The sequence below is a fragment of the Pseudocalidococcus azoricus BACA0444 genome, assembly GCF_031729055.1.
GTDB lineage: Bacteria > Cyanobacteriota > Cyanobacteriia > Thermosynechococcales > Thermosynechococcaceae > Pseudocalidococcus > Pseudocalidococcus azoricus.
Genome location: NZ_JAVMIP010000001.1, coordinates 385,364 through 411,424 on the forward strand (window position 1 = coordinate 385,364; position 26,061 = coordinate 411,424).

A 26,061-nucleotide genomic window follows, 5' to 3' on the forward strand; every position below is an offset into this window, starting at 1 on the left:
AGATTAAATCAGTTACAGCGCATCCCTACCCTAACACTGTTGCGGAGGAATCCTCTATATCCGGGCCAGGCCTTGATGTCTGGCACAATGTTCTACCGCTGCCGCCACTGCTGGAGCCACCCGCCGATCAAAGACAGAGGGGACAATAAATTCCCGGTTCAGTTCGCTGGGAGTCACCAATTCGGCAATGGCTTGGGCGGCCTGGAGAAACATCTCGGTGGTTAAGGCTTTCGCTCGACAGCCCAAGGCTCCTTTGAAGACACCCGGAAACGCCAAAACATTATTAATTTGATTGGGGTAATCGCTCCGGCCAGTGGCCATAACGGCAACAATATCGCGGACTAGTTCTGGTTGAATTTCGGGAATCGGGTTAGCCATCGCAAAGACAATTGGATTTGGGGCCATGGATTTGACCATCTCGACCGAAACTACCCCCGGAGCACTCACGCCTAAAAAGACATCAGCATTAGTCATAGCAAGGGCTAAATTTCCAGCCTGTTTAACCGCAAACTCTTTTTTCCCAGGTGTTAAATCTGTCCGATCTAGGGAAATAATTCCTTTCGAGTCACAGAGGAAAATATCCGTCACCCCGGCCTGGCGTAATAATCGGGCAATGGCCACTCCGGCTGCCCCGGCCCCATTAATAACAATTCGTACCTGAGAGAGGGTTTTATTGACTAACTTCAAGGCATTGAATAACGCCGCTAGGGAGACAATGGCAGTTCCATGTTGATCATCATGGAAAATTGGAATATCCAGTTCTTGCTTGAGACGAGTTTCCACTTCAAAGCAACGGGGCGCGCTAATATCTTCTAAGTTAACGCCCCCAAAGACCGGCGCAATATGCTTCACGGCCTGGACAATTTCATCTACATCTTGGGTATCCAAACAAATTGGAAAGGCATCCAGGCCCCCAAACTCTTGAAACAACATGGCTTTACCTTCCATCACGGGTAACGCGGCCTCTGGCCCCAAATTCCCCAGGCCCAAAACCGCACTCCCATCGGTCACAATCGCCACCATATGCCCCTTGACGGTTAAGCGATGCACTTGGTCTGGCTCTTGGGCAATGGCGGTACAAATCCGACCTACCCCTGGTGTATAGGCCATGGCTAAATCATCTTGGCCTTGGAGGGGAATCTTGCTGGTAACGGTAATTTTGCCACCCTGATGCAGGTTAAATGTCCGGTCAAAAACTTCCAAAATCCGGCAGTGGGTTTGCTCTTTGACGGCATTAACAATGGCTTCAGCGTGTTCCGTACTGGCAGCAGCCACATTAACATCACGAACTGTAAAATCTCGGCTATGTTTGACCAAATTGATATGTCCTAAATCACCCCCGACTTCGGCAATGGCCTGGAGAATTCGGGCTAACATTCCTGGCTGTTGGGGAATCTCAATCCGCATCGTCAAGCTAAAACTGGGGTTTGGAGTCAGGGCGGTCATAGAGGTGGTGATTTAAGTTCAGTGCGAATTAAGCTTAACCCAATCCCTTGGCCTGGGGGAGTCTTAGTGGAAAGAATTTAGGCTTTGGTATCAAAAAATACAACCTTAGCCAATAAACCAGGGGTAGCTACCAAGGCAGTGAAAATAAACGTCAGAATCCGGCTATCTGTGGCCCGCTGTTGAGTTCGTAAGTCTGAGATTTCGGGTTTAATAGCATCGACTTTTTCGTCTAAGGCCTGGAATCTAAGCTCAATTTTCTCCTCAATGCTTTTCAGGCGTTCATCGGGGCGGGAGGTATAGACTTCAAAGGCAATCAAGATGCAAACTGAAAATTCTAGGTTTAACAAGGGACAGGAATTATTAGCTGTGTTCACGGAGGAAGGCAGGTACTAACTCTGGGGGTAAAGGACGGGAATACCAGTAGCCCTGACCATGGGGGCAGCCGAGGGTTTTCAATGTTGCCAGTTGGCTATCGGTTTCGATTCCTTCAGCCACAACATCTAACTTGAGAATTTGGGCGAGGGAAATAACTGCATGGACAACTTCTAAGTTTTCTGGGGTCTGCTCCATGCATGTAATAAAGGAACGGTCAATTTTGATGCTATCTAGGGGTAAATGGCTTAAATAACTGAGGGAAGAGTACCCAGTGCCAAAATCATCAATAACCGTTTGAATCCCCAAGGCCTTGAGTTCATGGAGCATTTGCCGAGCGGATTGAAGATGTTCCATTAAAATACTTTCGGTGATTTCTACTTTCAGACAGGAACCAGGCACTTTATTCGCCTTGAGAATATTAGAAATCTGCTCAACTAAGGCGGCCTGGGAAAACTGTTTACTAGAGAGGTTGATGCTCAAGCCAATATCCTCGGTAAATTCATAAGGATAGCTTTGTCGCCAGAGGTGAAACTGTTGACAGGCGGTTTGTAAGACCCAAGTCCCCAAGGGAATAATCAGTCCGGTTTCTTCGGCAATGGGGATAAAGTCTGCGGGGGAAATCATGCCTTTGGTGGGATGGGGCCAGCGTACCAAGGTTTCCAGGCCAACTAGCTTTTGGGTACTCAGGTTGAAAATTGGTTGATAGACGAGGGTAAATTCGCCCCGCTCCACGGCCTGCCACATTTCCAATTCCAAATTCAGGCGTTGGCTGACTTGGAGGTAAAGTTGCGAATTAAACACTTCATACCGATTTTTCCCCAGGCCCTTGGCTCGATACATGGCCGTGTCTGCATCTCGGAGCAGCTCTTCCGGTTTCTGGTAGTCAGGTGTGCCCATCACCAGGCCAATGGTGGCAGTGGTATGGAGATTGTATTGATTCGCCTTGAAGGGGATCGCGAGACGCTCAATTAAATATTGAGCAATGGTTTCTGCTTGGGCCTGATCTCGGAGCTGATCCAAGATAATCACAAATTCATCCCCAGCCATCCGGGCGACAAAATCCTGGGGACTGACGGCACGTTTTAAACGTTGGGCAATTTCCTGGAGAAAAACATCACCGACGGAATGACCCAGACTATCGTTAATGGTTTTGAAGCGATCCAAGTCTAAACAGAGGATGGCATAGGCATTGTCGGGTCGTTCTATCGTCTCTTGAAGGCGTAAAAACAATAAATCCCGGTTGGGCAGTCCGGTTAAGGAGTCATGCTGGGCCTGGTGACGGAGGCGATTTTCCAGTTCTTGGCGTTCATTGAGTTCGGCCTGGAGTTGGCTGTAAAGTTCGGCCTGGTGAATGGCGATCGCGACTTGGGTGGATAGTTGGCGGACTAAATTGACTTCTTCAGCGGCCCATTCCCGCGGTTGGCTACATTGATGGGTAATGATCAGGCCCCAGAGCTTACCAGCCACCACAATCGGAACGACTAAATTTGCTTGGACATCGTAACACTGGAGGAGTTCTTTATGACAAGGGTGCAGTTTAGCCGTGTGGATATTTCCCAAAGCTTGGATACGCCCATTTTGATACTGGTCAACAAAGTTTTGTGAGAAGCAATGATCATGAATCACATCCCCTAACACTGAGGGCCAAGGGGCGATAACGGCCTCATTCACCATTGTTCCCGAATAATTTGGACGAAACCGATAGATCGCAACCCGATCTGCCTTTAAAAATTGGCGAATTGCCTGGACAGTGGTATCGAGAATCGTCTCTAGGTCTAGGGAAGCATGAATATTCTGGGTGATTTGAATGACAAGGCGTTCCTGTTCTGCTTTTTGCCAGAGAGCTTGTTTAGTGCGGTGGCGTTCTTGGGCATAGTAGATCGAGCGAGCAAGGATTCTGGGGCTGAGTTCATTATTGACTAAGTAATCTTGGGCACCAAAATGGAGTAAGGCCAGGCCCAAAGATTCATGCTCTGGCGGGCTAATCAGAATTAAGGGAATGCAGGAGGCAATGGTATCTAACTGGTTAATGATGACCTGAGGATTCTTGAGGGGTAAGATCAAGATTAAGAGGATAGGTGGAGTTGGATTGCTTAAACGGGCCTGAGCGGCTTCAAGACTGGGGTAATGCTCCACTTGGCAGAAGTCCAGCAAATCACAGGCCTGGTCAAGAAGATATTGTAGGTGTGCGGCTTGGTGAAGATTAGGATCAATAAAAATTACATTCATGCCAGATGCCTGACAAGAATTAGACGGCTGAACGGATGGATGCTCTAAAGGCTGATCCCAGGCCTGAGGGGGAGGTGTGGGTTGTAACTCCGGGGAATATTTAGACACAGCGGAACCACCCCAAGCAAAAGCCTTGATAGAATTTTGAGTTGCTAGGTATTGAAAAACGACTCATTAACTTTATTATGCCTCAAGACTATTTCCTCTGTCACCTCAGCAAGAACTAGCAAGGTCTCAGTCCAGGCCAGTAAGAAATGTTACTAAGCGTGATCAAATCTAGAGGGCAAAAAAACTTTGCTAAGATCAGAAAACCACTTTGATCGGCCCCATGCGTCAAACCTCTGATCTCCACGTTGTTGAAACTCGTCCTTTGTTAGCCCCGGCAACCGTTTTAAGCCAACTTCCCACCACCCCTGCCATTACGGCCCTTGTGGCTGACACCCGCGATCGCATCCGGGCGATTTTGAAGGCCCGCGATCATCGCCTCCTCGTGGTGGTTGGCCCCTGCTCAATCCATGATGTCAATGCGGCTTACGACTACGGGCAAAAGCTCCAGGCCTTGCGGGAGGAACTCGCCGACTCCTTAGAAATTGTCATGCGGGTCTATTTTGAAAAACCCCGGACTTCAGTGGGCTGGAAAGGGCTGATTAACGATCCCCACCTAGACGACAGCTATGACATCAACACGGGCTTGCAACTGGCTCGGAAACTCTTACTTGATTTAGCCGAACTGGGGATGCCCGCGGCAACTGAATTATTAGATCCCATCATTCCGCAATACATTGCCGACCTGGTGGCCTGGACTGCAATTGGCGCGAGAACCACCGAAAGCCAAACCCACCGTCAAATGGCCTCGGGTCTTTCCATGCCAGTGGGGTTCAAAAATGGCACCGATGGGCATCTCGACTCCGCCATCAACGCCATGTTAGCGGCCAAGCAAACCCACCATTTTCTGGGGATTAACGCCCAAGGCCTGGCCAGTATTGTCACCACCACCGGCAATCCTGATAGTCACTTGGTTCTCCGGGGCGGTAAAGATGGCCCGAATTATTCTAGTGATCATATTGAAATGGCAGCGACCCTCCTCCAACACAAGGGCTTACCCCAACGGATCATGGTGGATTGTAGTCATGCGAATGCTGATAAGGATCACAATAAGCAAGTGGCCGTCCTTCAGAACATTGCCGGGCAACTCCAACGGGGCAATCGCCATATTTTGGGCGTGATGGTTGAAAGTCATTTGGTCGCCGGCCACCAGGCCATCCCCGCAGATTTACGCCAACTCACCTATGGCCAAAGCATTACGGATGCCTGCGTGGATTTTCCGACCACCGTTGAGATGTTGCAGGATTTAGCCCAGGCCGTCCGGAATCAGGCCCTCGTGGTGCGCTAAGGGATGCAGGCCTGGCAACGACTCCGGCAAAACCCCCTGGCTAAGTTGGGAGTCCTTGTTTTACTGGTCTTTTATCTTTTGGCCCTCGCCGCCGACTTTGTCGCCCCCTATGATCCCTATGTCAGCCAGGCCGAGGGCGCGCTGTTACCCCCAACCCAGATCTATTGGCGCAACGCCCAAGGACAGTTCATTGGCCCCCATGTCTATCCCACCACCCTTGGCCCCGTCAACTTAGATACGGGAGAGCGTCCCTTACGAGTTAACCGACAAGCCCCTTCCCTAGTGCGCTTATTTGTTTGGGGGGTTGAATATCGGTTTCTCCAAATCAGTCTGCCTTGGCCAACCCAGTGGAATTTTGCTGATCCGAAAATTGAGTCGCGGGTGATTATTCCAGGGTTTCCAACTCGACTGCATTTATTGGGTACGACCGGCCCAGGCACTCTCAATCTTTTAGGCACCGATGAACAGGCCCGGGATCAATTTAGTCGGTTACTTTTTGGGGCCCGGATTAGTCTCAGCATTGGCCTGGTGGGGGTAGCAGTGGCCTTTCCCTTGGGGATGTTGGTGGGGGGGATTTCCGGCTACTTTGGTGGCTGGTGGGATGTGGGGCTGATGCGCATTGTGGAAGTGCTGATGACAATCCCAACCATTTACTTACTAGTGGCGTTGGCGGCGGTGTTACCAGCGGGGTTAAGCAGTGCCGAGCGATTTTTGTTAATTGTCTTAATCACCTCTTTTGTCAGTTGGGCGGGCCTGGCGCGGGTGATTCGGGGGCAAGTGCTTTCCCTCAAGTCCCAAACCTATGTCCAGGCCGCGGTGGCCATGGGGGGCCGTTCTCTGTACATCATCCTGCGGCATATTCTGCCCCAAACCACCACCTATGTAATCATTGCCGCCACCTTAGCTATCCCCAACTTTATTGTCGCCGAGTCAGTTCTCAGTCTGATTGGCCTGGGTATCCAACAACCGGATCCCTCCTGGGGAAATATGCTGTCCCTAGCCACCAATGCCTCAATTCTGCTGCTGCAACCCTGGCTGATTTGGCCCCCCGCTGTTTTGATTGTCTTAACAGTTTTGTCGTTTAATGTTGTCGGCGATAGTTTACGAGATGCCTTAGACCCCAAAAATACAAACCCCTGATCCAGGCTCGGTTCAGACAATTCCGTGGGCAAAGGTGAAGACAATCTTAAATCTTAGCGCAACGCGTCCAGCAGAGATAATACCGGATAAAAGCTAGTCAACACCAGGCCTGGCCAGAGTTACAGATGGAAGATATTACAGATATTAAGCAATTCTTAAAGCTTGGCCAGCGGTAATCTCAGGTACTTTTGCGTTATCTGGCCTAGGATTATTCTAAGTATTTACGTTAAGTGCCGATTCTGCCATGACTAACCAAAACCAAAATGGGAACTCCCCCAGGCCCGAACTCACCCATGAGGATATGTACTGTGACAGTGATCGGACGGGAATGACGGTGGGGACACTCAAGCGGGCCTTTTTAGATAATCTCCACTACATCCAAGGCAAAGATGCCTATTTTGCCACGGCCTATGACTACTACATGGCCCTGGCCTACACAGTCCGAGATCGACTAGTCCATCGGCGGATTAAAACAGCCCAAGCTTACTACGAAAAAGATGCCAAAATGGTTTATTACCTCTCGGCAGAATTTTTGATTGGACGCTTACTCCTCAACAACCTGATCAACGTGGGCCTCTATGAGCAAGCTAAACAAGCGATGGCCGACTTTGGCCTGGATCTGACGGAACTGATGGATCGGGAGGCAGAACCTGGTTTAGGCAATGGGGGCCTGGGACGCTTGGCAGCCTGTTTCCTCGATTCCTTGGCCACCCTGGAAATTCCAGCCATTGGTTATGGGATTCGCTACGAATTCGGGATTTTTGAGCAACAGATTAGTGGGGGGTGGCAACAGGAAGTTCCTGATAACTGGCTCCGGTTTGGGAATCCTTGGGAAATTGCCCGCCCCGATTACAACGTCGAAGTCAAGTTTGGCGGTCACACTGAAGCCTTTACAGATGCTCAAGGACGTTATCGGGTCCGCTGGATTGCGGAAACTACGGTGTTTGGGACTCCCTATGACACCCCCGTGGCCGGTTACAAAAACAATACGGTGAATACGCTGCGGCTTTGGAGTGCCAGGGCCGGGGAAGATTTTAACTTGCAGGTGTTCAATGCGGGTGACTATACCCAGGCTGTAGCCAACAAAACCTTTAGCGAAAACATCTCGAAAGTTCTCTATCCAGCGGATCAAACCCTTCAAGGGAAAGAACTCCGCCTTCGCCAGCAATATTTCTTTGTCGCCTGTTCCCTCCAGGATATTATTCGTCTCTACCTGCGTAACCACAGCACGTTTGAAGCCTTCCCTGACAAAGCCGCCATCCAACTCAACGATACCCATCCCTCCATTGGTGTGGCCGAGTTGATGCGGTTGTTGATTGATGAGCACCAGTTAAATTGGGATGTGGCCTGGGATATTACCCAACGCACCTTTGCCTATACCAATCACACCCTCCTTTCGGAAGCCTTGGAACGCTGGTCTGTGGATCTATTTGGGCGGCTCTTACCCCGACACTTGGAGATTATTTACGAAATTAACTATCGCTTCCTGAATGAAATCCGTCTGCGATACCCCGGCAATACCGCCCGTCTAGCCCGGATGTCCTTGGTGGAAGAAGGGAATGGTAAGCAAATTCGCATGGCCCACCTGGCCTGTGTCGGCAGTCATACGGTCAATGGGGTGGCAGAACTCCATACGGACTTGATTAAACAGGAATTACTGCGGGACTTTTATGAGATGTACCCGGAAAAATTCCAAAACAAAACCAATGGCATTACTCCCCGCCGCTGGTTACTCCTGAGCAATCCCCAACTAGCTACTCTGATTACCGAAACCCTTGGCTCTGAGCATTGGGTCACCCACCTTGATGAGTTGCAGCAACTGGAAACCCAAATCGAGAATCCTACCTTCCAGGCCCGGTGGCAGGCAATTAAACAGAGCAATAAAGAACGCCTAGCGGAATACATCTGGCGCAACAACCAAATCGAGGTGGATCCCTACTCCCTCTTTGATGTTCAGATCAAGCGGATTCACGAATACAAACGCCAGCACCTCTGTGTCCTGCACATCATTACCCTCTACGAGCAAATCAAGGCTAACCCGGCGATTGATATTCAACCCCGCACCTTTATTTTTGGTGGCAAGGCGGCCCCTGGTTACTTTATGGCCAAAACGATCATTAAGCTGATTAACTCGGTGGCGGAAATGGTCAACCATGATCCCGATGTGGCCGGGCGGATTAAGGTCGTGTTCCTGAATAATTACTCCGTCTCCTTGGGGGAAATGGCCTATCCTGCCGCTGACCTCTCAGAACAGGTCTCCACCGCTGGGAAAGAAGCATCCGGGACTGGGAATATGAAGTTTGCCCTCAACGGGGCCTTAACCATTGGCACATTGGATGGGGCTAACGTGGAAATTCGCCAAGAAGCGGGGCCGGAAAACTTCTTCCTGTTTGGCTTAACGGCCCAAGAAGTGATGAGCCTGAAGGCGGAGGGCTATAACCCCTATGACTATTACCTGAGTAACCCAATGCTCAAAAAGGTGATTGATAGCCTGATCAGCGACTACTTTAACCCCCGCGAACCAGGCATTTTCCAACCGATTGTTAATTCCCTGCTCTACCACGATGAATATATGCTGTTAGCCGATTATCAGTCCTATGTGGATTGCCAGGCCAAGGCGGCGGCGGCATTTCGAGACAAAACCCATTGGACAAAAATGTCAATTTTGAATGTGGCCCGGATGGGTAAATTCTCCTCAGATCGAACGATTTGGGAATACTGTCAAGACATTTGGCGGGTCGAACCCTTGTCCATTACCTTGGATGTGCCTCAAGCTCCATCGCCCTTAACGGCTCGAGTTTAGAGGGGTTGAATGAACAGGGCCTGGTCTGATGAGCTCGGGCCTTATTTTTTCCAGTTATTTTAAGGGTCTATTGGCGACGGCGGGGGCGGTGATAGGTGACGCGTTCAGAGCGATTGCGCTCAAATTCAATCAGCCGGCCATAGTATTCGTGCTTCGTCAAGTTCATTGAGAAAAAGACGTGCTTGCGGGGATTGCCAAAGCCCTTGCGGGTAAAGAATTTAACGGCGGGGGTATTGGCCGGATCTGTATCCACAAGCATGAAGCGGGCTCCTTGCTCAATCATCCGCTCAATGATTTTATCCACCAAAATATCAGCCACTCCCCGGCGTTGATAGTCGCGGCTGACCCCTAACCAGTTGATATAGCCATAGACCCAAGGGGCTTTTTCAATAATGGTGCCGAGGACAAATCCGGCCAGATTACCATCTATTTCTGCAACTAAGCAATAATCGGGATCCGTATTATAGTAGCCAATCACTTCCCATTCGTCCCAAATTCGGTACAGGGAGGGGTAGAGATCACTAGTAAATAAACGCTCTCCTAAATGAAAGACTGGAGCGATATCATCTACGGACATATCCCGCACCGTGACGGTCATGGCACTGGTTTCTGCGGAGTTTTGCGGATCTTTAATTTCAAAATGTTCTTGGTCAGATTGTTCAGGAGTCATAGAGAGGGCCTGGAAAGCAATAAAAACTTTGCGGGTTCGGGAATAGCGAAGTTGTGACTCAAGGGCAAGGGGCTTTGAGAGATGGGTTCATAACAGAAGCATCAAGTAGGAACCCTAGCAGGCTTATTTTTAAATTGAAATGGTTGTGTATCGGGTGATCCTAACAATTCACCCCCAAATTTTGACCTGAGGCAGCCATCCTACTCTTGACGTGAATCTATTTACCAGTCTGGCAGCGGCAACATAAAACCCATGACTGCGATTAAGCTTGCGGAACATCCCAGGCCAGTCACCCAGGAACTTTACCTTATGTTAATCTAAAAGCCCTGGCTGGCCAATTTAGGGCTGTTTAATTTGATGTGGGAATTTCCAGGATACGGTCTTTAATATTTTGGGCGAGACGCTGTCCCAAGTAGTCAGGAATGACGGAGCCATTGGGGCCGAGGAGGTAAAGGAGCAGCCGTATTCGTCCCCGCCAAAGCATGAAATTAGTATTCACTACCAATAACTCTTCCCCCCAGATCGCGTGCATCACCTTATAGAGCAGGCCGGGATGGCTGGTGGCTTCAATTAATAGGGCTGGGAGCTTAAAGACATGATCGGTGTAAAAACTGGTTTGGACATCCTTGAGTCCTTCTCCCCAGTCAAACTCTAAGGTCAGCATTTCCTCAACAGCAAATTCACCATTCAAGGTTTGCAGCAGGGCCCGCTGCACGCTATCGGTCATTTTTTTTGACAGTGCCAGACCATCTTGAGAGAGGACAAGCTTGATAAACACCAGCATGGGGGTGCGAATTTGCCCATAGAGACTGAGGCTATGGATTCCCAGGCGATAGGCGGCCATGACACCAAAGAGATCACTCAGGAGATAGGAATGGTTCCGGTTAGCAAAGTAAAGGGCGGTGCGATTTTTCTCTAGGGATAAGTGAATAACAGGTTGCTTGGTGCGGTGAATCTGATAGGCAAGCTGGAGATTTTGGCGTTGAATCTCACGGCTGGCATACTGCTCGTAGAAATCGGGGAAGGCGCGGTTAAAGCGTTTCAGGAGGTCTTGGTCTGACCATTGATTCTCGGAAATCATACTTTGTTTGCCGCTATACTGAAGTCTGTAGATCAGCCAATTTTGGTTGTTTCGTTAGCCCCAGGCCTGTGATTAACAAACCATCTCCAGCATACTTGCATGAGCTTCTGGAAAAATCTTTTTAGTGGTCAAAGTAATTCTTCAACTGCCACCTCAACCCTGACCCCTGTTCCCTCTGGAGATGCTAATCCTACGGCTGAACGTTCTGGGACAAGCAGGATCTTCTTTAGCAAAGAAAAGGAAATTGATGTTCAAGAGCTAGAAGAACTTTGTGATGCGGTGGGTTGGTCGCGGCGGCCCCTGCGGAAGGTGAAAAAAGCCATTGAGCATAGTTTTATTGTCGTTTCTATGTGGGAGCAGCGGGGCAGTTATCGACGCTTAATTGGCTTTTCCCGAGCCACCTCTGACCATGCCTTTAATGCCACCATTTGGGATGTTGTCGTCCATCCACAGTTTCAACAACGGGGCCTGGGCAAAGCCTTAATGCAGCAAATTATTAAAGAACTGCGCCGAGAAGATATTAGCAACATCACCCTATTTGCAGATCCCGGTGTGGTTAATTTTTATCGAAATTTAGGGTTTCGTCCGGATCCGGAGGGGATTAAGGGAATGTTTTGGTATCCCAATAGCCGCTAGGGGATGAGACAAGCTACTATGGTTAGGCGGGGCGTTAGATTCTATTGACCTCTTGCTAGTTCAGTTTCGGGATGTAGCGCAGCTTGGTAGCGCATCTGCTTTGGGAGCAGAGGGTCGTAGGTTCAAATCCTATCATCCCGACTTTGTTGATTGAGAATGTCTATGCCGCGGGATGTGCCTAAACGAGTGGCTCCGGCGTTAATTAAATCCTTGGCCTGGCCATAGGTGCGAATTCCGCCTGAGGCTTTCACCCCAACCCGATCCTTAGCCACGTCCTTCAGGAGTTTGACATCCTCAACCGTTGCTCCCCCCTTCCAACCTGTACTGGTTTTGAGGAAGCTCACTCCCGCATCCAGGCAAATTTCCGCTGCAATTTGTTTCTCAGTGGTAGTTAAGAGCGTGGTTTCCAAAATCGCTTTGACTGTAACTTGAGTGGTTTCACAAATGGCAGCGATTTCGTTATAGATGGCCTCGCTATGCCCCATTTTTAACCAGCCCAAATTAATGACCACATCCAATTCTTGCGCCCCAGCATCCACTGCCGCCTGAGCTTCATAGAGCTTTGTTGCAGGGGTATGGGCCCCGGTGGGAAAACCAACTACCGTACAAACGAGGGGCGCTTTGCCATGGAGAAGCTCAACAGCACGGGCCACCCAGATCGGGTAAATGCAAACGCTGGCAAATTTCCACTGCTCGGCCTGGGCGCACAATTGCTCAATGTCGGCTTCTGTGGCGAGGGGGTCTAATAAGGTGTGGTCAATCTGGCGGGCCAAATTATTGAGGGTCATGATCAAGTCATCTCTTCAGGACTGCATCTAAAATTTATGCCTAAATTTCTCAAACTCCCCTCAGCAGCAAATTACAGAACCCAGTTAGGGCCAGATAGACTGGAAATCTTGGGGAGGATCAAAGCAGATCAATCCTCATCTCAGCAATGCCTGTGGATGTCTCTGATTCTAGAACAGTCTGTGTATGGCGATGGGAAATCCGCAGCCCAGGCCCCGAATATCAACTCTGCTGCGACATTTCAGACTGAACTTAGGCTAAATCTGGGGGTAGGCTGAGGGCTTGAGAAATTTGCTGCTGCAAGTCTTGGCGTTGGAGTTCTTGAGATGGGGCTTGGGGGGCGCGGGGGACAAAAATAATACTATCCACGGGTTCTAGGGCAAGGAGTTGAAACAAGAGGGCAATAAGAGGAATTTCACCCACAATCAGGTCTGAGGCCGCCTTCTCTGCCGCTTGAGTTGGGGTGGCATAGGCATAGATCACTTTTTTGGTGCGGTGGGGGGCCTGGCGATGTTGAAGGGTAACAGATTCCCAATTTCCTTGGGGACTTTGACAAATGTAGTAGCTCAGTTCAGGCAACCCTTCGGCAACTTTCCGCAAGATTGGGGCAATGGTTTGCAAGGCCTGGGGAGTTTGGCCATCGGCAGGGGCCTGGGCAATCAGGGTTTGGAGTTGTTGATCCAACGTCACAAAAACAAGTTCCAATGGCTAATATTTTGAGTCTAACGGATCAGGCCTGGATGGGTAAAACTCTCTAAAATTCCAGGTCATGATTAATGCAACCTCTCAAGTCGTGTCGTAAATAATGTCAACCCCAACCAAGATTGTGTTGGCTGAATCTCGTAGCAGAATGTTTAATGATTTATCCGTATAAAACTAAGTTCTCGCCTTAAGTAAAATATTTTCAATTATAGAATTATAGTTTAAGGCAACAATCCCACAAGTAATAAAAGTAACCGATGGCCAAAAATCAAAAAAATAACAACAAAATGCACTAAAAATTGAGTTCTCAACTTGAAACCTATCAGATTCTATGCTTTGCTAGGTATTAGGTTAAAAATTCAGGTTTGTAAGTTGCGATTCGCGCCAAGTGTCTGGCAGATCTCCCTTATTCGCCACTTACCCAATGTCAACTTAATTTAAGGAAGGTGAACGAATGCCTCGCAAAAGCACTAATCAACTCACAGGTGAAGCTCTCCTCAAAAAAGTCAAGGACTTGGATGGGAAAACCCAAGAAGAAATTGCCAAGGCCTGTGGTTATTACACAACAACAAAAGGGGGCGCAGAACGGGTTAGCACGCTGAAATTTTATAAAGCACTAGCCTATGCCCAAGGTCTGAATTTGGACGGTAAATCAGCATCAGGCAGCAGTCGGGGTGGACGGAGTGCCAGCTATCGCATTAGTGTCCAGGCCAATGGCAACTTGCTGATTGGTTCAGCCTACACCAAGCAAATGAACTTGGAACCTGGAGATGAGTTTGAAATTACCCTCGGGCGCAAGCACATTAAATTAACCCAAGTTTCTGAAGAAGACGCTGCTGTCTAGGCTCGGAACACAACCAATCATCCATCTTTCCCTCACCCTTCCTCGCTTACAATGGGATAGTTGTCGTTAACCCAGATGCGAAGACAGAGTCTCTGTGGGGGAAATTTCAATTTTTCACAACGTTTTTGGGAATCACCTAACAACATTTTTAGGTGGCCTATCTTTGGGATGATTTTGACGGTTGATCCCAGATTCTCGGGGGGAAATTAGGGTAACGTAAAAGCAGATGTCGTACCGTTAGGAATGCTCCTCCGATGAGCCAGGCCAAGGTGGAAATTTATACATGGGCAACTTGTCCCTTTTGCATCCGCGCTAAGCAGTTACTCTCCCGTAAAGAAGTTCAATTTACCGAATATGGGATTGATGGGGATGAAACGGCACGGGCAGCAATGGCTAAACGGGCCAATGGCAAACGCTCTTTACCGCAAATTTTCATCAATGACCAACATGTTGGCGGCTGTGATGATTTGCATCGCTTAGAGGCTCAGGGAAAGTTGGATATGTTACTCCAAAGTGGGGTCTAAACTCCCGTAGCTGCTTTTAAGTTTTACGCCTAATTAACGGGAGAAACAGCCGATGAAACAGGTTTTTATCATCGATCCAATTGCTGGTCTTGATCCCGGCCACGATACCAGTGTTGCCTTAATGGAAGCGGCCCAACTGGCTGGTCACGAGGTTTGGATCACCACTATGCAGCAGCTTAGTATTATCCATAGCCAGGCCTGGGCCGTGGTTCAACCCGTGACCTTAGTTCCCGTTATTCTGCAAGAGGATCAATGGTTGCGGGAGCCGGTCTGGTTTAGTTTAGGGGACTCTAGCTTGCGGCCACTGACAGAGTTTGATGTGGTTTGGATGCGCCCCGATCCACCGGTCAATACTGCATATTTATATGCCACCTATATTCTCGATCGTTTAGCCACAACGAAAACTCAGGTAATCAATCATCCCCAAGGCATCCGCTCAGCTAACGAGAAAATGTATGCTCTGCAATTTACTGAGGTGATTCCGACGACCATTGTGAGCCAATCGAAAACCCAAATCCGGGAGTTTGTCCAGGCCCAAGGTACGGCCGTCTTAAAACCCTTGGGCGGCAAAGGCGGAGAAGGGATTCTATTTTTATCCGCGGGTGACCGCAACTTAAACTCGATGATTGAAATTAGTACGGAGCGGGGGCAATTACCCGTCATGGTGCAGGAATATTTGCCAGCGGCCCAGGCCGGGGATAAACGGATTATTTTGCTAGACGGTGAGCCTATTGGGGCTGTGAATCGAATTCCGACCGGGGATGAGTTTCGGGGGAATATGGCCACAGGCGGGCGGGTGGCAAATGTCGAGATTACGGCCCGGGATCAGGAAATTTGTCAGGCAGTGGGGGCCATTCTCCGGCGAGATGGCTTGGTCTTTGTCGGGATTGATGTGATTGGCGGTTATTTAACAGAGGTCAACGTCACCAGTCCAACGGGGATGCGGGAAATTGATCGGCTAAGTGGGACGCGTCTAGGGAAAACGGTCATGGCCTGGCTGGAAAAAGATTACAGACAAAGGTAAACCGTCTCAACCAACTGAGTGGTTGTCAGTCATTAATGCATTTGCGGATAGGTCAACTTTGGCGAATGGGCCTGGGTGCGTTGGAGCGCGGCCACGAGGCTTTCAATCTTGACCGGCTTACTGACATAATCATCCATTCCGGCTCGGAAACACATCTCCCGATCTCCCTCTAAGGCATTAGCGGTCATGGCAATGATCCAAGGGCGTTGTTGGGCTGACCAACGTTCACAAATTTTTTCTGTCGTGGTGAGTCCGTCCATTTCTGGCATTTGAATATCCATGAGAATCACATCATAGGGCTGACGCTCTAGGGCCGCTAAGACCTCTAGGCCATTGACAGCCACATCCGCTTGATACCCGAGGCGTTGGAGAATATGTCGAGCCACTTTTTGGTTAACAGGATTATCCTCAGCTAATAAAATTCGTAAGGGTAGCCGTTCCCCTAGGGTGACATCCAGGGTGGCCAGGGCCGGAGTTTGAGGAGCTTGGGTTTGGGGATCAAGGGCCTGGAGCAGAGTTTGTCCCAATTGCTTGGCCCGGACTGGTTTTTGCAAAAACGCCACAAATAGTGATTTCGCCACAGCGGTTTGTAACCAACTCCGGGGCGTCATCAAAATCAGGGGCAGTTGGGGATATTTTTGCCGCAGTTGTTGACCCAGTTGAATCCCATTCAGACCAGGCATCTGGAGATCAATCAGAGCCACATCCCAGGGTTGGTCGGGAATCTGCAAAACCTTGGCTGCCTCAGAATAAACGTTTGGAGATAGGCCCAATTCCTGGAGCCGCGCCCCCAGAAGATGGGCAATGGGTTCATGATCATCAACAACTAAGACCTGTTTTCCTTGGAGAGCCGGGTTTTCGGGGGGGGGAAGACAAATTCTCGCCTCGACAGGGACGCGAATCGTAAACCGAAATGTTGTCCCAACCCCAACCTGGCTTTGCACCGTCATATCGCCCCCCATTAGTTGACAGAGCCGCCGACTAATCACCAGGCCCAGGCCCGTCCCCCCATATTGGCGCGTGGTTGAGGCATCCACCTGACTAAAGGGCTTGAACAATCGATCGAGGCGATCCTCAGGAATCCCAATCCCGGTATCCTCAATGGCAAACCGCAGTTCATAGTCTCCTTGGGCCGTTTGGGGGCGACTGTCCACATGGATCATCACTTCCCCTTGGGTGGTAAATTTCACCCCATTGCCGACTAAGTTCACTAAGATTTGCCGAACGCGGGTCACATCCCCCAGGACTTGTCGAGGCGTATGGCAACTGTAGGTATAGCCCAGTTCAATATTTTTCTCATCCGCTTTGGTGGCTAATAAATCGAGAACCTCCTCAATGCAGTCGGCCAAGTCAAAGGGACGTTGCTCCAAACTCATGCTGCCCGATTCAATCTTGGAAAAGTCTAAAATGTCATTAATAATCGTCAGCAAGGTATCCCCGGCCTGGCGAATCGTTTGAATAAAGTCCTGTTGTTGGGGGGATAGGGGCGTATCTAACAGCAAACTGGTCAGGCCCATCACCGCGTTCATGGGGGTGCGAATTTCATGGCTCATAGTGGCGAGAAAATCACTTTTGGCCCGGTTGGCCAGTTCAGCACTCAGGCGGGCCTGCTCCAGTTCTTGATTTTGAATTAGAAGTTGCTCCCGTTGTTCCGTTTCTTGGGACAATAGTTGAGCCTGAGCCAGTCCAATCCCAACTTGGGCCGCTACGGTTTCTAAAAATTCCACTTCCGCAAGTTGCCAGCGATGGTAGCGGTGACAGAGGTGCAAGGCAATTAAGCCATTGGGTTCACCCCGATAGGATGTCCGGACTGCTAAAAGGGACTTGAGAGAAATCTGTTGGCAAAACTCGGCAATACTGGCCGTTTCGGGTTCTTGCTCGACCCGATCCACAACCCAGGCCTGGTCAGAGACTAACACCCGCGCCAGCATCCTATTGCCACTGATGGGTATCTCAAGCTGACTAATGGGCGTAATCCCCTCTGCTAAATATTCCGCCACGAAGGGGATATCCAACTCAGGGGTATGGCGATAGGTATGAATTAAACAGCGATCGACTTTCAACGACCGCCCGAGGGCCTGGGCCGCCATTTCACAGATATGTTTAGCATTCAAACTTTGGCGAATTTCTTCCGTGATTTGCCGCAGAAGCAATGCTCGTCGCATTTGTTGCTGAAGAACCACCTCAGCCCGTTTCCGTTCACTGACATCGGTTTGAATGCCAATATAGTGGGTCAACTGCCCCTGGTCATCATAAATGGGGGAAATGGAAAGTTCATTCCAAAAGACGGTGCCATTTTTGCGAATATTTTTGAGCACAACCCGCCCCGACTGGCCTTTTTTGATGGCATGACGGAGGGCCTGCAGCCCTGGTTGATTTTGATCGTCCCCTTGGAGAAACCGACAGTTGCGGCCAATTACCTCTGAGACACGATAGCCCGTAATTTTTTCAAAGGCCGGGTTGGCATAGATCACGGGGTAGTCTGGGCGGCGATGATCCGTAATCACAATCCCGTTGGTACTGGCTTCTATGGCCCGCTCGCGCAACAGCAGTTCAATTTCAGCCTGCTTTTGGTCTGAGAGGTCACTGGCAATTCCCAAAAAACCGTTAATCTCGCCTTTGGAATTCCGCCGGGCTGTAACCGATAATTTGACCGGAAAGCGACTGCCATCTTTGCGAATATAGGTCCATTCCCGCTCATCGGCCTGACCAGATCGAGAACGATGCACAAAAACCTCAAACCCTGGAGCAATCTCTTGACCCACTTCTTGACTGAGGATTTTAGCCTGGAACTGAATTTCGAGTGGATCATGAAAAATTGCTGGCGTTGCACAACCCAGTAGCTCTGTAGCTTTATAGCCCAACCATTTTTCGGCCACGGAATTAAACGCGCAGATCGTCCCATCAACAGTTGTGGAAATAATGGCATAGTTGGCACTATCCAAAATATCTTTCTGTAGGCTATTGTTATGTTGCCGTTCTCGGAGCAGCTTTTGAACCCGACGCAGATTCCGGCGGACTTCCAGTTGGGTGACAACTTGTTGAGCGAGGGTTTGTAAGGTTAGGGCTTGGACTGGGGTGAGTTGGCGGGGGTGTTGATCAATGACGCATAGGGTTCCAAGGGTAAATCCGGTCGGGGTGATTAGGGGCATTCCCGCATAAAAACGAATATGGGGTTCACCCGTGACTAAGGGATTATCAGCAAAACGTTCATCTAACAGGGTGTCGGGAATAACCAGAAGTTGGGGTTGCAAAATAGCGTGGGCACAAAAAGCCAGGTTTCGGGGAGTTTCGGTTGCGTCCAGGCCCACCTTGGCTTTAAACCATTGGCGATCTTTATCGATCAAGCTGATTAAGGCGATGGGTACGTCACAGACCGCAGCCGCTAATTCGGTAATTTGATTAAAGTCAGACTCCGGCGGCGTATCTAAAACACGATAGGCATCAAGGGCCTGGAGGCGGCGATCTTCGTTATCTGGACAAGGGGCACAGAGCATTGCAAAACCTTTTGACCGGCGATTCCAATGGCTTGAAACCTGGGAGAAATTGTAGGAGATTGGAGGCTCCTAGTCAGTGGTTTCTCAACGGGAATATATAGAGAAATCAATCAATTTCCAGTTTAGGCGATTTGTTCAAGAGGACAGCTAAAGGGGCTTTGATTCGGGAAAATAGGGATTTTCATTTCAGCTAATTCGTAAAAATTGTTAAGATATGTAAAGAAACTCTCAGAAATACAGGCATTATGGGTCAGCGCGTCATGGTGATTGGGGCTGGGATTGGTGGGCTGACGGCGGGGGCGTTGTTGGCGCGGCGGGGTTTTGATGTTTTGGTCTTGGAGCAGGCGGCAGTGATTGGGGGCTGTGCTTCGACCTTTAAGCGGCGGGGGTTTACCTTTGATGTGGGGGCAACTCAAGTGGCGGGCCTGGAACCGGGGGGCATTCATCACCGCATTTTTCAGGAGTTAGAGTTACCGATTCCCGCTGCAACCTTTTGTGATCCCGCCTGTGCAGTCTATTTACCGGATGAACGGGAACCCATCCAGGCCTGGCGAGATCCCGAAAAATGGCAACAGGAGCGACAACGGCAATTTCCAGGCAGTGAACCCTTTTGGCAGTGTTTAAGCCGCTTATTTGATATTAGTTGGCGATTTCAAGCCCGGGAACCCGTCTTACCTCCCCGCACGGTTTGGGATCTGTCGAAACTATTGGCGGCCGTAAGGCCAGATACCCTCTTAACCATTCCCTTTAGTTTGCTGACGGTGGGAGACCTATTAAACCTGTTTGGCCTGGGGCAAGATGACCGATTGCGGCGCTATTTAGATTTACAACTGAAACTCTATTCCCAAGTGGAGGCCCGTGAAACCGCCCTGTTATATGCAGCCACAGCCCTTGCCATGTCCCAGGCCCCGTTTGGGTTATATCATCTCAAAGGGAGTATGCAGGTTTTAGCGGATCGCTTAAGGGAGGGCCTGGAAAACTTTGGCGGTAAACTCCTGACCCGACACCGTGTCGAAAACATTCACCTCGAACATGGCCAGGCCAAGTCGGTCACAATCCGCAACTTCAAAACAGGAGCAACCTGGATAGAAACCGCCGACCACATTGTTGCTAACACCACAGTGCAAAACCTCAGTCAACTCCTTGGTGAGCAAGCTCCAATCCCTTACAAACAACGGATTGAGAAACTTCCCCCCGCCTCTGGGGCCTTTGTGGTTTATTTGGGGGTTCAAGAAGCTGCCATTCCCAAAGATTGCCCGCCCCATTTACAGTTTTTGTACGATAACGATGGCCCCATTGCTGAGAATAATTCCCTGTTTGTTTCCGTCAGCCAGGCCGGGGATGGACGCGCCCCTGAAGGATGTCGAACGATTATTGCCTCCAGTTTTACGGAGCCGATCTTATGGTGGGGCGATGATGTGAGTTATCAGGCTCGGAAAGAAAACTATACCCAAACTGCCTTAGAACACCTTGGCCGATATTTTCACCTCACCCCAGAGACCATTCGCCACGTTGAAGCTGCTACCCCCAGAACCTTTGCCCGCTATACAGCCCGAGATTTAGGTATTGTGGGTGGTTTGGGTCAGCGTTTGAGTACCTTTGGCCCCTTTGGCCTGGCCACCCGGACTCCCATTTCTCGATTATGGCTGGTGGGGGATTCTGTCCATCCGGGGGAAGGAACAGCGGGGGTGAGTTACGGGGCCTGGACAGTGGTGGAGCAAATTCTGGCAGAGGGGTGATGTGCTGTGAATGAGAATCACACTTGATGAGGTTGAGGTATTTTTAACAACGTCTTGAGGTTTGTATTTTATGACTTTGATTAATATTTCTAAGACTTTAACTACCGACTGGGTTATCTAGCTTGGCCTGGATCACTCATTCAAACCCTAATCATCCATATTTTGCTGAATCTCTTGGCAAATGGCTGTTAATTTCTGCTGATTTTCCGGGGTTGGCTCGGCCAAGTAAGTTAGGAGCGCAAAATCGCGTCGATCCTGATATTGCTTTCTCTCAATCTGGCGTTGCTCTCTCTCAATTTCTCGGTTTCGAGCTTGATTTGCCTGGTCTCTTGCTTGATCCTCTCGGTTTCGAGCCAAATTTCCATTGAACCACTTAAGGCCAAGATCAACCAAAGCCACCAAGAGGGTTGCGGCAAAGGCCCATAGACTCCAGTCTCTAAAGGTTCCGGGGGGGAATTGGGGTGGGAAGTCGGTGGGTTCATAAAACCTGAGAGCTGCTGTGACTGCAATTAAGACTGTTAGGAGTGTATTGGGTAAAATTCCCAAAAACATCAGTAATGACTTTTTCATTATAGTTTAGGGTGCTTCGAGTTTAAGTTCCTCTAGCCAAGGCTCTAAAGCATTGACCTGGGAGATCTCCACAGGCTCATAGGGGCTTAAAAGATTAAGAACATCCTGACCATAACTGCGGTGAATAATCCGAGTATCAAACAAGGCAAGGAGAGTGTTTTGATTCCGAATTGGGGCGACAATTTGGGCCAAGCGAGATAAACACTCTGGCCATAAATATTCTCGAAACCAATCTCGATGCTGTTGTTTATAAAATTCAATCCGAGCCGCCACAGGAGGATGTTCGCGAGAGGGAATCGGCAATGTCACCACCAACAGGGTTTGGGGAATCGGTAAAGCGCGGCTGTGGGCCACCCAATACTGCCACCGACAAATCAAAATTCCTCTTTCTGACCGTAGCGGCGCTTCAACCCGCACCTGAGACCCAAAACTGGCAGCTAAATTGGCGGCTATCTGCTCCCGTAAAGGCAAATCATCAACAATCACCACCGCAAACCAGGGATTTTCGGGCGGACTGCTACGGGCTTGCAACTGCCAGAGTAAACCACCTAACTGGGCCTGGAGATAGGGGGCAAATTCCGGTGTATTGGGCAATGGAAATCGCTGCGGCAGATAGAGGGATAAGGTTTCTTGGGCCCGGGCAGGATGAAAGGCTAGGTTAATGGATGCCAAACCACTCAGGCCAAGGCGATGACGCAACAGGGGAGCTTGGGGGTCGAGTTCAATTTGCTGCCCAAGGAAAACGAGGGGTTGGCGGGGCCAGAGGGCCTGGAGTTGGTCTCGAACGTTCAGGGGCCAACCGTAGAGAGTTATCTGCCCATAGTTGGGATCAGGATCGGCTAAAAGACAGTGATGTTGGGGCTTTTGCAGCATCATGAACCATTGTTGCCAGGCCTGGGGGAGGTTCAGGGAATTTATCGCCACTAACTCAGTCAACAGTTGCCAGAGCCGCTCAATGGCCAAGGGGGAGAGGCGGTAGCAGCCATAGGGATTACGGGGATATTGAAAAACCTCATGAATTAGCTTAATCAACACATCCCGAATTGCTTGCCGGGCCTGGGGAAAGCTGCGAGTAAGTTCGTCCCAATTCCCAGGGGTCAGTTTAACCGTCAAGACAGCTTGGGCTGTAGTTTCAAGCATTTCCAGGCCATCAATCACAGTCGGAAGAGCCGAGGGAATCCCTGGAGTTGCGGCTAACATCCCCCTTAACCAGTCGGCCTGGGTAATTAACAGCAAGCCTTGAAAGTTTGGATCTGGCCAGGTTGGTGCAGTCACAACTGGCTTATCAATCGGTAAAAACTCTAAAAGCTGGGGCAATTGCCCGTGGAGAATATATTGCTGGGTTGCGGGACAAGTGACCAGAACTGCTGGGCCAGGCAGTAACAATAGGGGGACTAAATAGCTCAAAGTATGGTGGTAATGATAGGTGGCTTGGCCAGAAATTTGCATTAAGGCATCGCGGTGCAAGTGTAAGGTACGAGCGACTAAACGGGCCAAGGTCAAATGATGGGGCCAGTCACTTCCTCCCACCGCCCGTAAATAGGCCCGTAATTGCTGATGCACCAAAACTTCCAACGCCCGTCTCCCAACTGTATGAACTCCTCAACTACCCCTATCCCCTTGGCCCTGACACCTCCTTAAAAAGAATCTCCCAGGCCTGGCAAAAACTGTAAGTCGTTTGTAGATCACCTTCAGTCTATTGACCAAATGGCAGGCAAGCGGGTAGCAGTGATATTTTAGGGATGCAGTGTGAGGTTTAACTATGAGCTTACCGACTCCCAGTCCCGAAGTGGTATTGCAACAACTGAATTGGCGCTATGCCACGAAAAAGTTTGATGCAGACAAAAAAATTCCGGCAGATGTCTGGGCGTTACTGGAACAGAGCTTAGTCCTTGCACCCTCCTCATTTGGCCTCCAACCCTGGAAATTTTTTGTGATCGAGAATCCGGCCATCCGGGCCCAACTGCTGGAACATTCCTGGGGACAAAAACAAGTCGTGGATGCCTCCCATTTAGTAGTCCTTGCCATCAGAACCACCATTGATGCGGATTATGTGGATCACTATCTCGCTCGGATGGCCGAAGTCCAGGGAGTCCCGGTGGAAAATCTGCAAAAATTTGGCGATGTGGTGAAAGGATTTATTGCCAAGCCACCCTACCCCTTGGATATGCAAGATTGGGCCACTCGACAGGTCTATATTGCCTTGGCTCAGTTAATGACCGTTGCTGCAATGGTGGGAGTGGATACTTGCCCGATGGAAGGCTTTATTCCCGCCAAATATGATCAGGTCTTGGGCCTGGCAGAATTAGGCTATAAATCCGTGGTTGTCTGTCCCTTAGGCTACCGGGCTGCAGATGATAAATATGCCACTTCGCCGAAAGTCCGCTTCCCCGTCTCAGAAGTAGTGGAATATCGCTAAGGAGTTATGGATTGGCTTAACCACGGCCCGAGGGCGGGAAGTAGATCACGGGATACGCACTCCGGCGCAAAATTTCACCGGCAAAGCTCGGAATGGAAAGCTCCCAGATTTTACCCACCGCTGCCGAGGACAAGCCAATGGCATGAATATCCAACTCATGGGCCACAGCTTCAACTTCTGTGACAGGGGTTCCGACTTTAATGATTGTTTTGATCCGTAATCCCAGGCCAGTCAATTCTTTTTCAGTCTCCGCCAAAATTATTTCTGCTTCCTTGACCTTTTGGTTAACACTTAAATCCTGCTGACCGGAATTATTAATTACCCAAACTAGCGTACAAGCCGCAAGGGGATGGGGCGGAGCTTCTTGGGCTAGGGTTTTAATTTGTTGCAGCAGGTGTTGAGCCGAGGGGCTGTGATCGTAGGGAATCATTACATGACGTAAGAGGTGCTGGCAGCGCAAAGCCAGTTCTTCCGAGGTCATGACCCAAAATAAATGGGGCCGGGCAATCATCACTGGAACTTTGGTACGTTGAATTAAATCAATGGTGGTACTGCCAAAGATTTTTTCGTCTAGTAAGCTCCGAGCCGGCCGACTCATCAAGACTAAATCTATCTGGTGTTGCTCAATCCCTTCTAAAATGACATCCACCGCTCGCCGGGTCTCAATAATGACTTCTGCGGTCAAACCGGGAGGAAATTGGCTTTGATCCACTGTCAAAAGTTCCCGGGCTTTGGTCAATTGTTTTTCCCGCTGGCGGATCCGTTCCAAGTCATCCTCAATGTGGCAGGAGTGGAGAAAAATCACCTTTTCCAGGCCATTGACCGCTAATTGAGGAATAAAATTCACCAGTCGCGGCAAGCCATCCGCTAAGTTGGTTGGGATTAAAATGCGCTTGAACATGGCTTTAGAGGTGCTCTCGAACTGTGCTTAGTTTGCAGCTTACCATAGAGTTTCCAGACCCCACCCCCGTTTTACTAGCCCCTAGATGATCTTAAATATCATCCCGGAGGATTTTTGGTAAGGCGGTCAAAATGGCCTGGCTTACCTGACGAGGGCGCAGATTATCCGCAATAGTTAAGGTTAAGTCGGCCTGGGCATAGAACTCATTGCGGGCCTGGGCCAGGGTGGTCAGTTTCTCGGCTAAAGCGGCATGAGCGAGGAGGGGACGGGTGGTATCTCCAGCCAAACGATTGACCAAGTTGGGGATCGATACCTTGAGCCAAATGACCAGGCCATGATGCAGATAACTCCAATTCATCGGCTCTAGAATAATTCCGCCCCCCGTGGCCACCACGAGATGATGATAGCAGGAGACTTCCGCAAGAACTTGGGTTTCTAGTTGACGAAAGGTGGCTTCCCCGGCCTGGGCAAAAATTTCACTCACAGACTGGCCGGCCACCTGTTCAATCAGGCGATCTGTATCCATAAACCGATAGCCCAAGGCCGCAGCAAGTTCTTGGCCAGTGGTCGTTTTACCGGATCCCATCATCCCAATTAAATAGAGATTCGTACCATTGAGGCGATGGGGGAGAGTTGAACATTGCGGGTCAGAAATCATCTTTCCTCCTCTAACCAGTCACCCCAGTCGTCATGATCCCTAACCCCATCATCGGAACCGGAGGGATGGTAGGGGGGTGTTAAAACCCGAAACTCAGCATCCACCACATCTTGGCGGACATTTGGGCGGGGGCGACGGGGTTTGCGCGCTGGCCGAGGGCTGGGTTCGGGCGGAACTGGCTCTGATTCAGGGACTTCTACCTCGGGAGTTTTGACCTCGGGGGCTTCTGGGCTGGGGTAACTCTCTTGGGGGCGGGGGAGTTGATCCTCAGGGGGGGTGACATTCCGGGCCTCTGACCAGCTTGCGCGACGGGGTGAGGCAGTCGGCTCCGTAAACCAGTCCTCAAGTTCAGGATCGGGTTCCGGGGCGGGGGGCGGTTGCGGGCGAGGACGGCGAGGGGGTTCCGCAGCCTTAACAACCCTATTTTGCCCGATTGACCACAGAAATGTGATCACCATCCCCACCAACAAACCTAAACCCAGGCCCGCCAAGATTAACAGTCCAAAGGGGTAAGCCGGAGTCCGCCAAAATAAAAAGACGATGGGGAATGAAACCTGCCAATTCTGCCAAATCAGCAAGGCCAGGCCAACTAGAACAACTAATAGAAGAATCCGCCGCACCAAC

Annotated in this window: 22 protein-coding genes and 1 tRNA gene; 10 read left to right on the plus strand and 13 right to left on the minus strand. The window is 50.0% G+C overall.

Features of this window, described 5'->3' with window-relative positions; translation table 11 throughout:
• Window positions 1-54 precede the first annotated feature (54 nt).
• From RIF25_RS01870 to RIF25_RS01880, 3 genes are all read right to left on the minus strand, one after another.
• Window positions 55-1,446 (minus strand): NAD-dependent malic enzyme, encoded by a 1,392-nt coding sequence (locus RIF25_RS01870; protein WP_322876857.1) that lies wholly within the window; start codon window positions 1,444-1,446, stop codon window positions 55-57.
• Between the two features lie 77 nt (window positions 1,447-1,523).
• Complete coding sequence (locus RIF25_RS01875; protein WP_322876858.1) at window positions 1,524-1,820, minus strand: hypothetical protein; 297 nt, start codon at window positions 1,818-1,820, stop codon at window positions 1,524-1,526.
• On the minus strand, window positions 1,807-4,158 hold the full coding sequence (locus RIF25_RS01880; RefSeq protein ID WP_322876859.1) for a bifunctional diguanylate cyclase/phosphodiesterase: 2,352 nt from the start codon (window positions 4,156-4,158) through the stop codon (window positions 1,807-1,809). Before RIF25_RS01880 ends, RIF25_RS01875 begins: the two co-directional genes overlap by 14 nt.
• Before the next feature lie 220 nt (window positions 4,159-4,378).
• On the opposite strand from RIF25_RS01880, the gene RIF25_RS01885 reads away from it, so the two are divergent.
• From RIF25_RS01885 to RIF25_RS01895, 3 genes are all read left to right on the plus strand, one after another.
• The gene (locus RIF25_RS01885) at window positions 4,379-5,443 is read left to right on the plus strand and encodes a 3-deoxy-7-phosphoheptulonate synthase (RefSeq protein WP_322876860.1); all 1,065 of its coding nucleotides are present in this window, start codon (window positions 4,379-4,381) and stop codon (window positions 5,441-5,443) included.
• A 3-nt stretch (window positions 5,444-5,446) separates the two neighbouring features.
• Window positions 5,447-6,583 carry an ABC transporter permease gene (locus tag RIF25_RS01890; protein ID WP_322876861.1) on the plus strand — a complete coding sequence of 379 codons (1,137 nt, stop codon included), beginning with the start codon at window positions 5,447-5,449 and terminating at the stop codon, window positions 6,581-6,583.
• Between the two features lie 244 nt (window positions 6,584-6,827).
• On the plus strand, window positions 6,828-9,386 hold the full coding sequence (locus RIF25_RS01895) for a glycogen/starch/alpha-glucan phosphorylase (protein WP_322876862.1): 2,559 nt from the start codon (window positions 6,828-6,830) through the stop codon (window positions 9,384-9,386).
• 67 nt (window positions 9,387-9,453) lie between these two features.
• Here the strand turns inward: RIF25_RS01895 and RIF25_RS01900 are convergent, their stop codons facing one another.
• Both RIF25_RS01900 and RIF25_RS01905 read right to left on the minus strand, forming a co-directional pair.
• Window positions 9,454-10,056, minus strand: a complete 603-nt coding sequence (locus tag RIF25_RS01900; RefSeq protein ID WP_322876863.1) for a GNAT family N-acetyltransferase — start codon at window positions 10,054-10,056, stop codon at window positions 9,454-9,456.
• A gap of 349 nt (window positions 10,057-10,405) precedes the next feature.
• The gene (locus RIF25_RS01905; protein WP_322876864.1) at window positions 10,406-11,137 is read right to left on the minus strand and encodes a hypothetical protein; all 732 of its coding nucleotides are present in this window, start codon (window positions 11,135-11,137) and stop codon (window positions 10,406-10,408) included.
• 99 nt (window positions 11,138-11,236) lie between these two features.
• On the opposite strand from RIF25_RS01905, the gene RIF25_RS01910 reads away from it, so the two are divergent.
• Window positions 11,237-11,773, plus strand: coding sequence for a GNAT family N-acetyltransferase (locus RIF25_RS01910; RefSeq protein WP_322876865.1), 537 nt, complete (start codon window positions 11,237-11,239; stop codon window positions 11,771-11,773).
• 67 nt (window positions 11,774-11,840) lie between these two features.
• Window positions 11,841-11,914, plus strand: a tRNA-Pro gene (locus RIF25_RS01915).
• Here RIF25_RS01915 and deoC read toward each other — a convergent pair.
• Both deoC and RIF25_RS01925 read right to left on the minus strand, forming a co-directional pair.
• A complete protein-coding gene (gene deoC, locus RIF25_RS01920; protein WP_322876866.1) occupies window positions 11,896-12,561 on the minus strand; it encodes a deoxyribose-phosphate aldolase in 666 nt (221 codons plus the stop codon). The two genes, RIF25_RS01915 and deoC, sit on opposite strands and share 19 nt — an antisense overlap.
• 250 nt (window positions 12,562-12,811) lie before the next feature.
• The gene (locus RIF25_RS01925; RefSeq protein WP_322876867.1) at window positions 12,812-13,249 is read right to left on the minus strand and encodes a hypothetical protein; all 438 of its coding nucleotides are present in this window, start codon (window positions 13,247-13,249) and stop codon (window positions 12,812-12,814) included.
• Between the two features lie 466 nt (window positions 13,250-13,715).
• On the opposite strand from RIF25_RS01925, the gene RIF25_RS01930 reads away from it, so the two are divergent.
• The 3 genes from RIF25_RS01930 to gshB all read left to right on the plus strand — a co-directional run bounded on the left by RIF25_RS01930 (window position 13,716) and on the right by gshB (window position 15,653).
• Window positions 13,716-14,105 (plus strand): AbrB family transcriptional regulator, encoded by a 390-nt coding sequence (locus tag RIF25_RS01930; protein WP_322876868.1) that lies wholly within the window; start codon window positions 13,716-13,718, stop codon window positions 14,103-14,105.
• 254 nt (window positions 14,106-14,359) lie between these two features.
• Window positions 14,360-14,629 (plus strand): glutaredoxin 3, encoded by a 270-nt coding sequence (gene grxC, locus RIF25_RS01935; RefSeq protein WP_322876869.1) that lies wholly within the window; start codon window positions 14,360-14,362, stop codon window positions 14,627-14,629.
• Window positions 14,630-14,681: 52 nt separating this feature from the next.
• Window positions 14,682-15,653, plus strand: coding sequence for a glutathione synthase (gshB, locus tag RIF25_RS01940; protein WP_322876870.1), 972 nt, complete (start codon window positions 14,682-14,684; stop codon window positions 15,651-15,653).
• A 32-nt stretch (window positions 15,654-15,685) separates the two neighbouring features.
• Here the strand turns inward: gshB and RIF25_RS01945 are convergent, their stop codons facing one another.
• Entirely contained in the window at window positions 15,686-19,150 is a 3,465-nt protein-coding gene (locus RIF25_RS01945) for a response regulator (protein ID WP_322876871.1), read from the minus strand.
• Window positions 19,151-19,395: 245 nt separating this feature from the next.
• Here RIF25_RS01945 and crtD point away from each other — a divergent pair, with 245 nt between their 5' ends.
• The gene (crtD, locus tag RIF25_RS01950) at window positions 19,396-20,889 is read left to right on the plus strand and encodes a C-3',4' desaturase CrtD (protein ID WP_322876872.1); all 1,494 of its coding nucleotides are present in this window, start codon (window positions 19,396-19,398) and stop codon (window positions 20,887-20,889) included.
• 147 nt (window positions 20,890-21,036) lie between these two features.
• Here the strand turns inward: crtD and RIF25_RS01955 are convergent, their stop codons facing one another.
• Window positions 21,037-21,459: a hypothetical protein gene (locus RIF25_RS01955; RefSeq protein WP_322876873.1), complete on the minus strand. Its 423-nt coding sequence runs from the start codon at window positions 21,457-21,459 to the stop codon at window positions 21,037-21,039.
• 6 nt (window positions 21,460-21,465) lie between these two features.
• Window positions 21,466-23,034, minus strand: a complete 1,569-nt coding sequence (locus tag RIF25_RS01960) for an ATP-dependent DNA helicase (protein WP_322876874.1) — start codon at window positions 23,032-23,034, stop codon at window positions 21,466-21,468.
• Window positions 23,035-23,221: 187 nt separating this feature from the next.
• Between RIF25_RS01960 and RIF25_RS01965 the strand changes: the two genes are divergently transcribed.
• On the plus strand, window positions 23,222-23,878 hold the full coding sequence (locus tag RIF25_RS01965) for an NAD(P)H-dependent oxidoreductase (RefSeq protein WP_322876875.1): 657 nt from the start codon (window positions 23,222-23,224) through the stop codon (window positions 23,876-23,878).
• 16 nt (window positions 23,879-23,894) lie between these two features.
• Here the strand turns inward: RIF25_RS01965 and RIF25_RS01970 are convergent, their stop codons facing one another.
• The 3 genes from RIF25_RS01970 to RIF25_RS01980 form a co-directional block, all read right to left on the minus strand.
• The gene (locus RIF25_RS01970; protein ID WP_322876876.1) at window positions 23,895-24,779 is read right to left on the minus strand and encodes a universal stress protein; all 885 of its coding nucleotides are present in this window, start codon (window positions 24,777-24,779) and stop codon (window positions 23,895-23,897) included.
• Window positions 24,780-24,870: 91 nt separating this feature from the next.
• A complete protein-coding gene (locus tag RIF25_RS01975) occupies window positions 24,871-25,437 on the minus strand; it encodes a shikimate kinase (protein ID WP_322876877.1) in 567 nt (188 codons plus the stop codon).
• Window positions 25,434-26,060 (minus strand): hypothetical protein, encoded by a 627-nt coding sequence (locus RIF25_RS01980; protein ID WP_322876878.1) that lies wholly within the window; start codon window positions 26,058-26,060, stop codon window positions 25,434-25,436. Before RIF25_RS01980 ends, RIF25_RS01975 begins: the two co-directional genes overlap by 4 nt.
• Between the last annotated feature and the right edge of the window lies 1 nt (window position 26,061).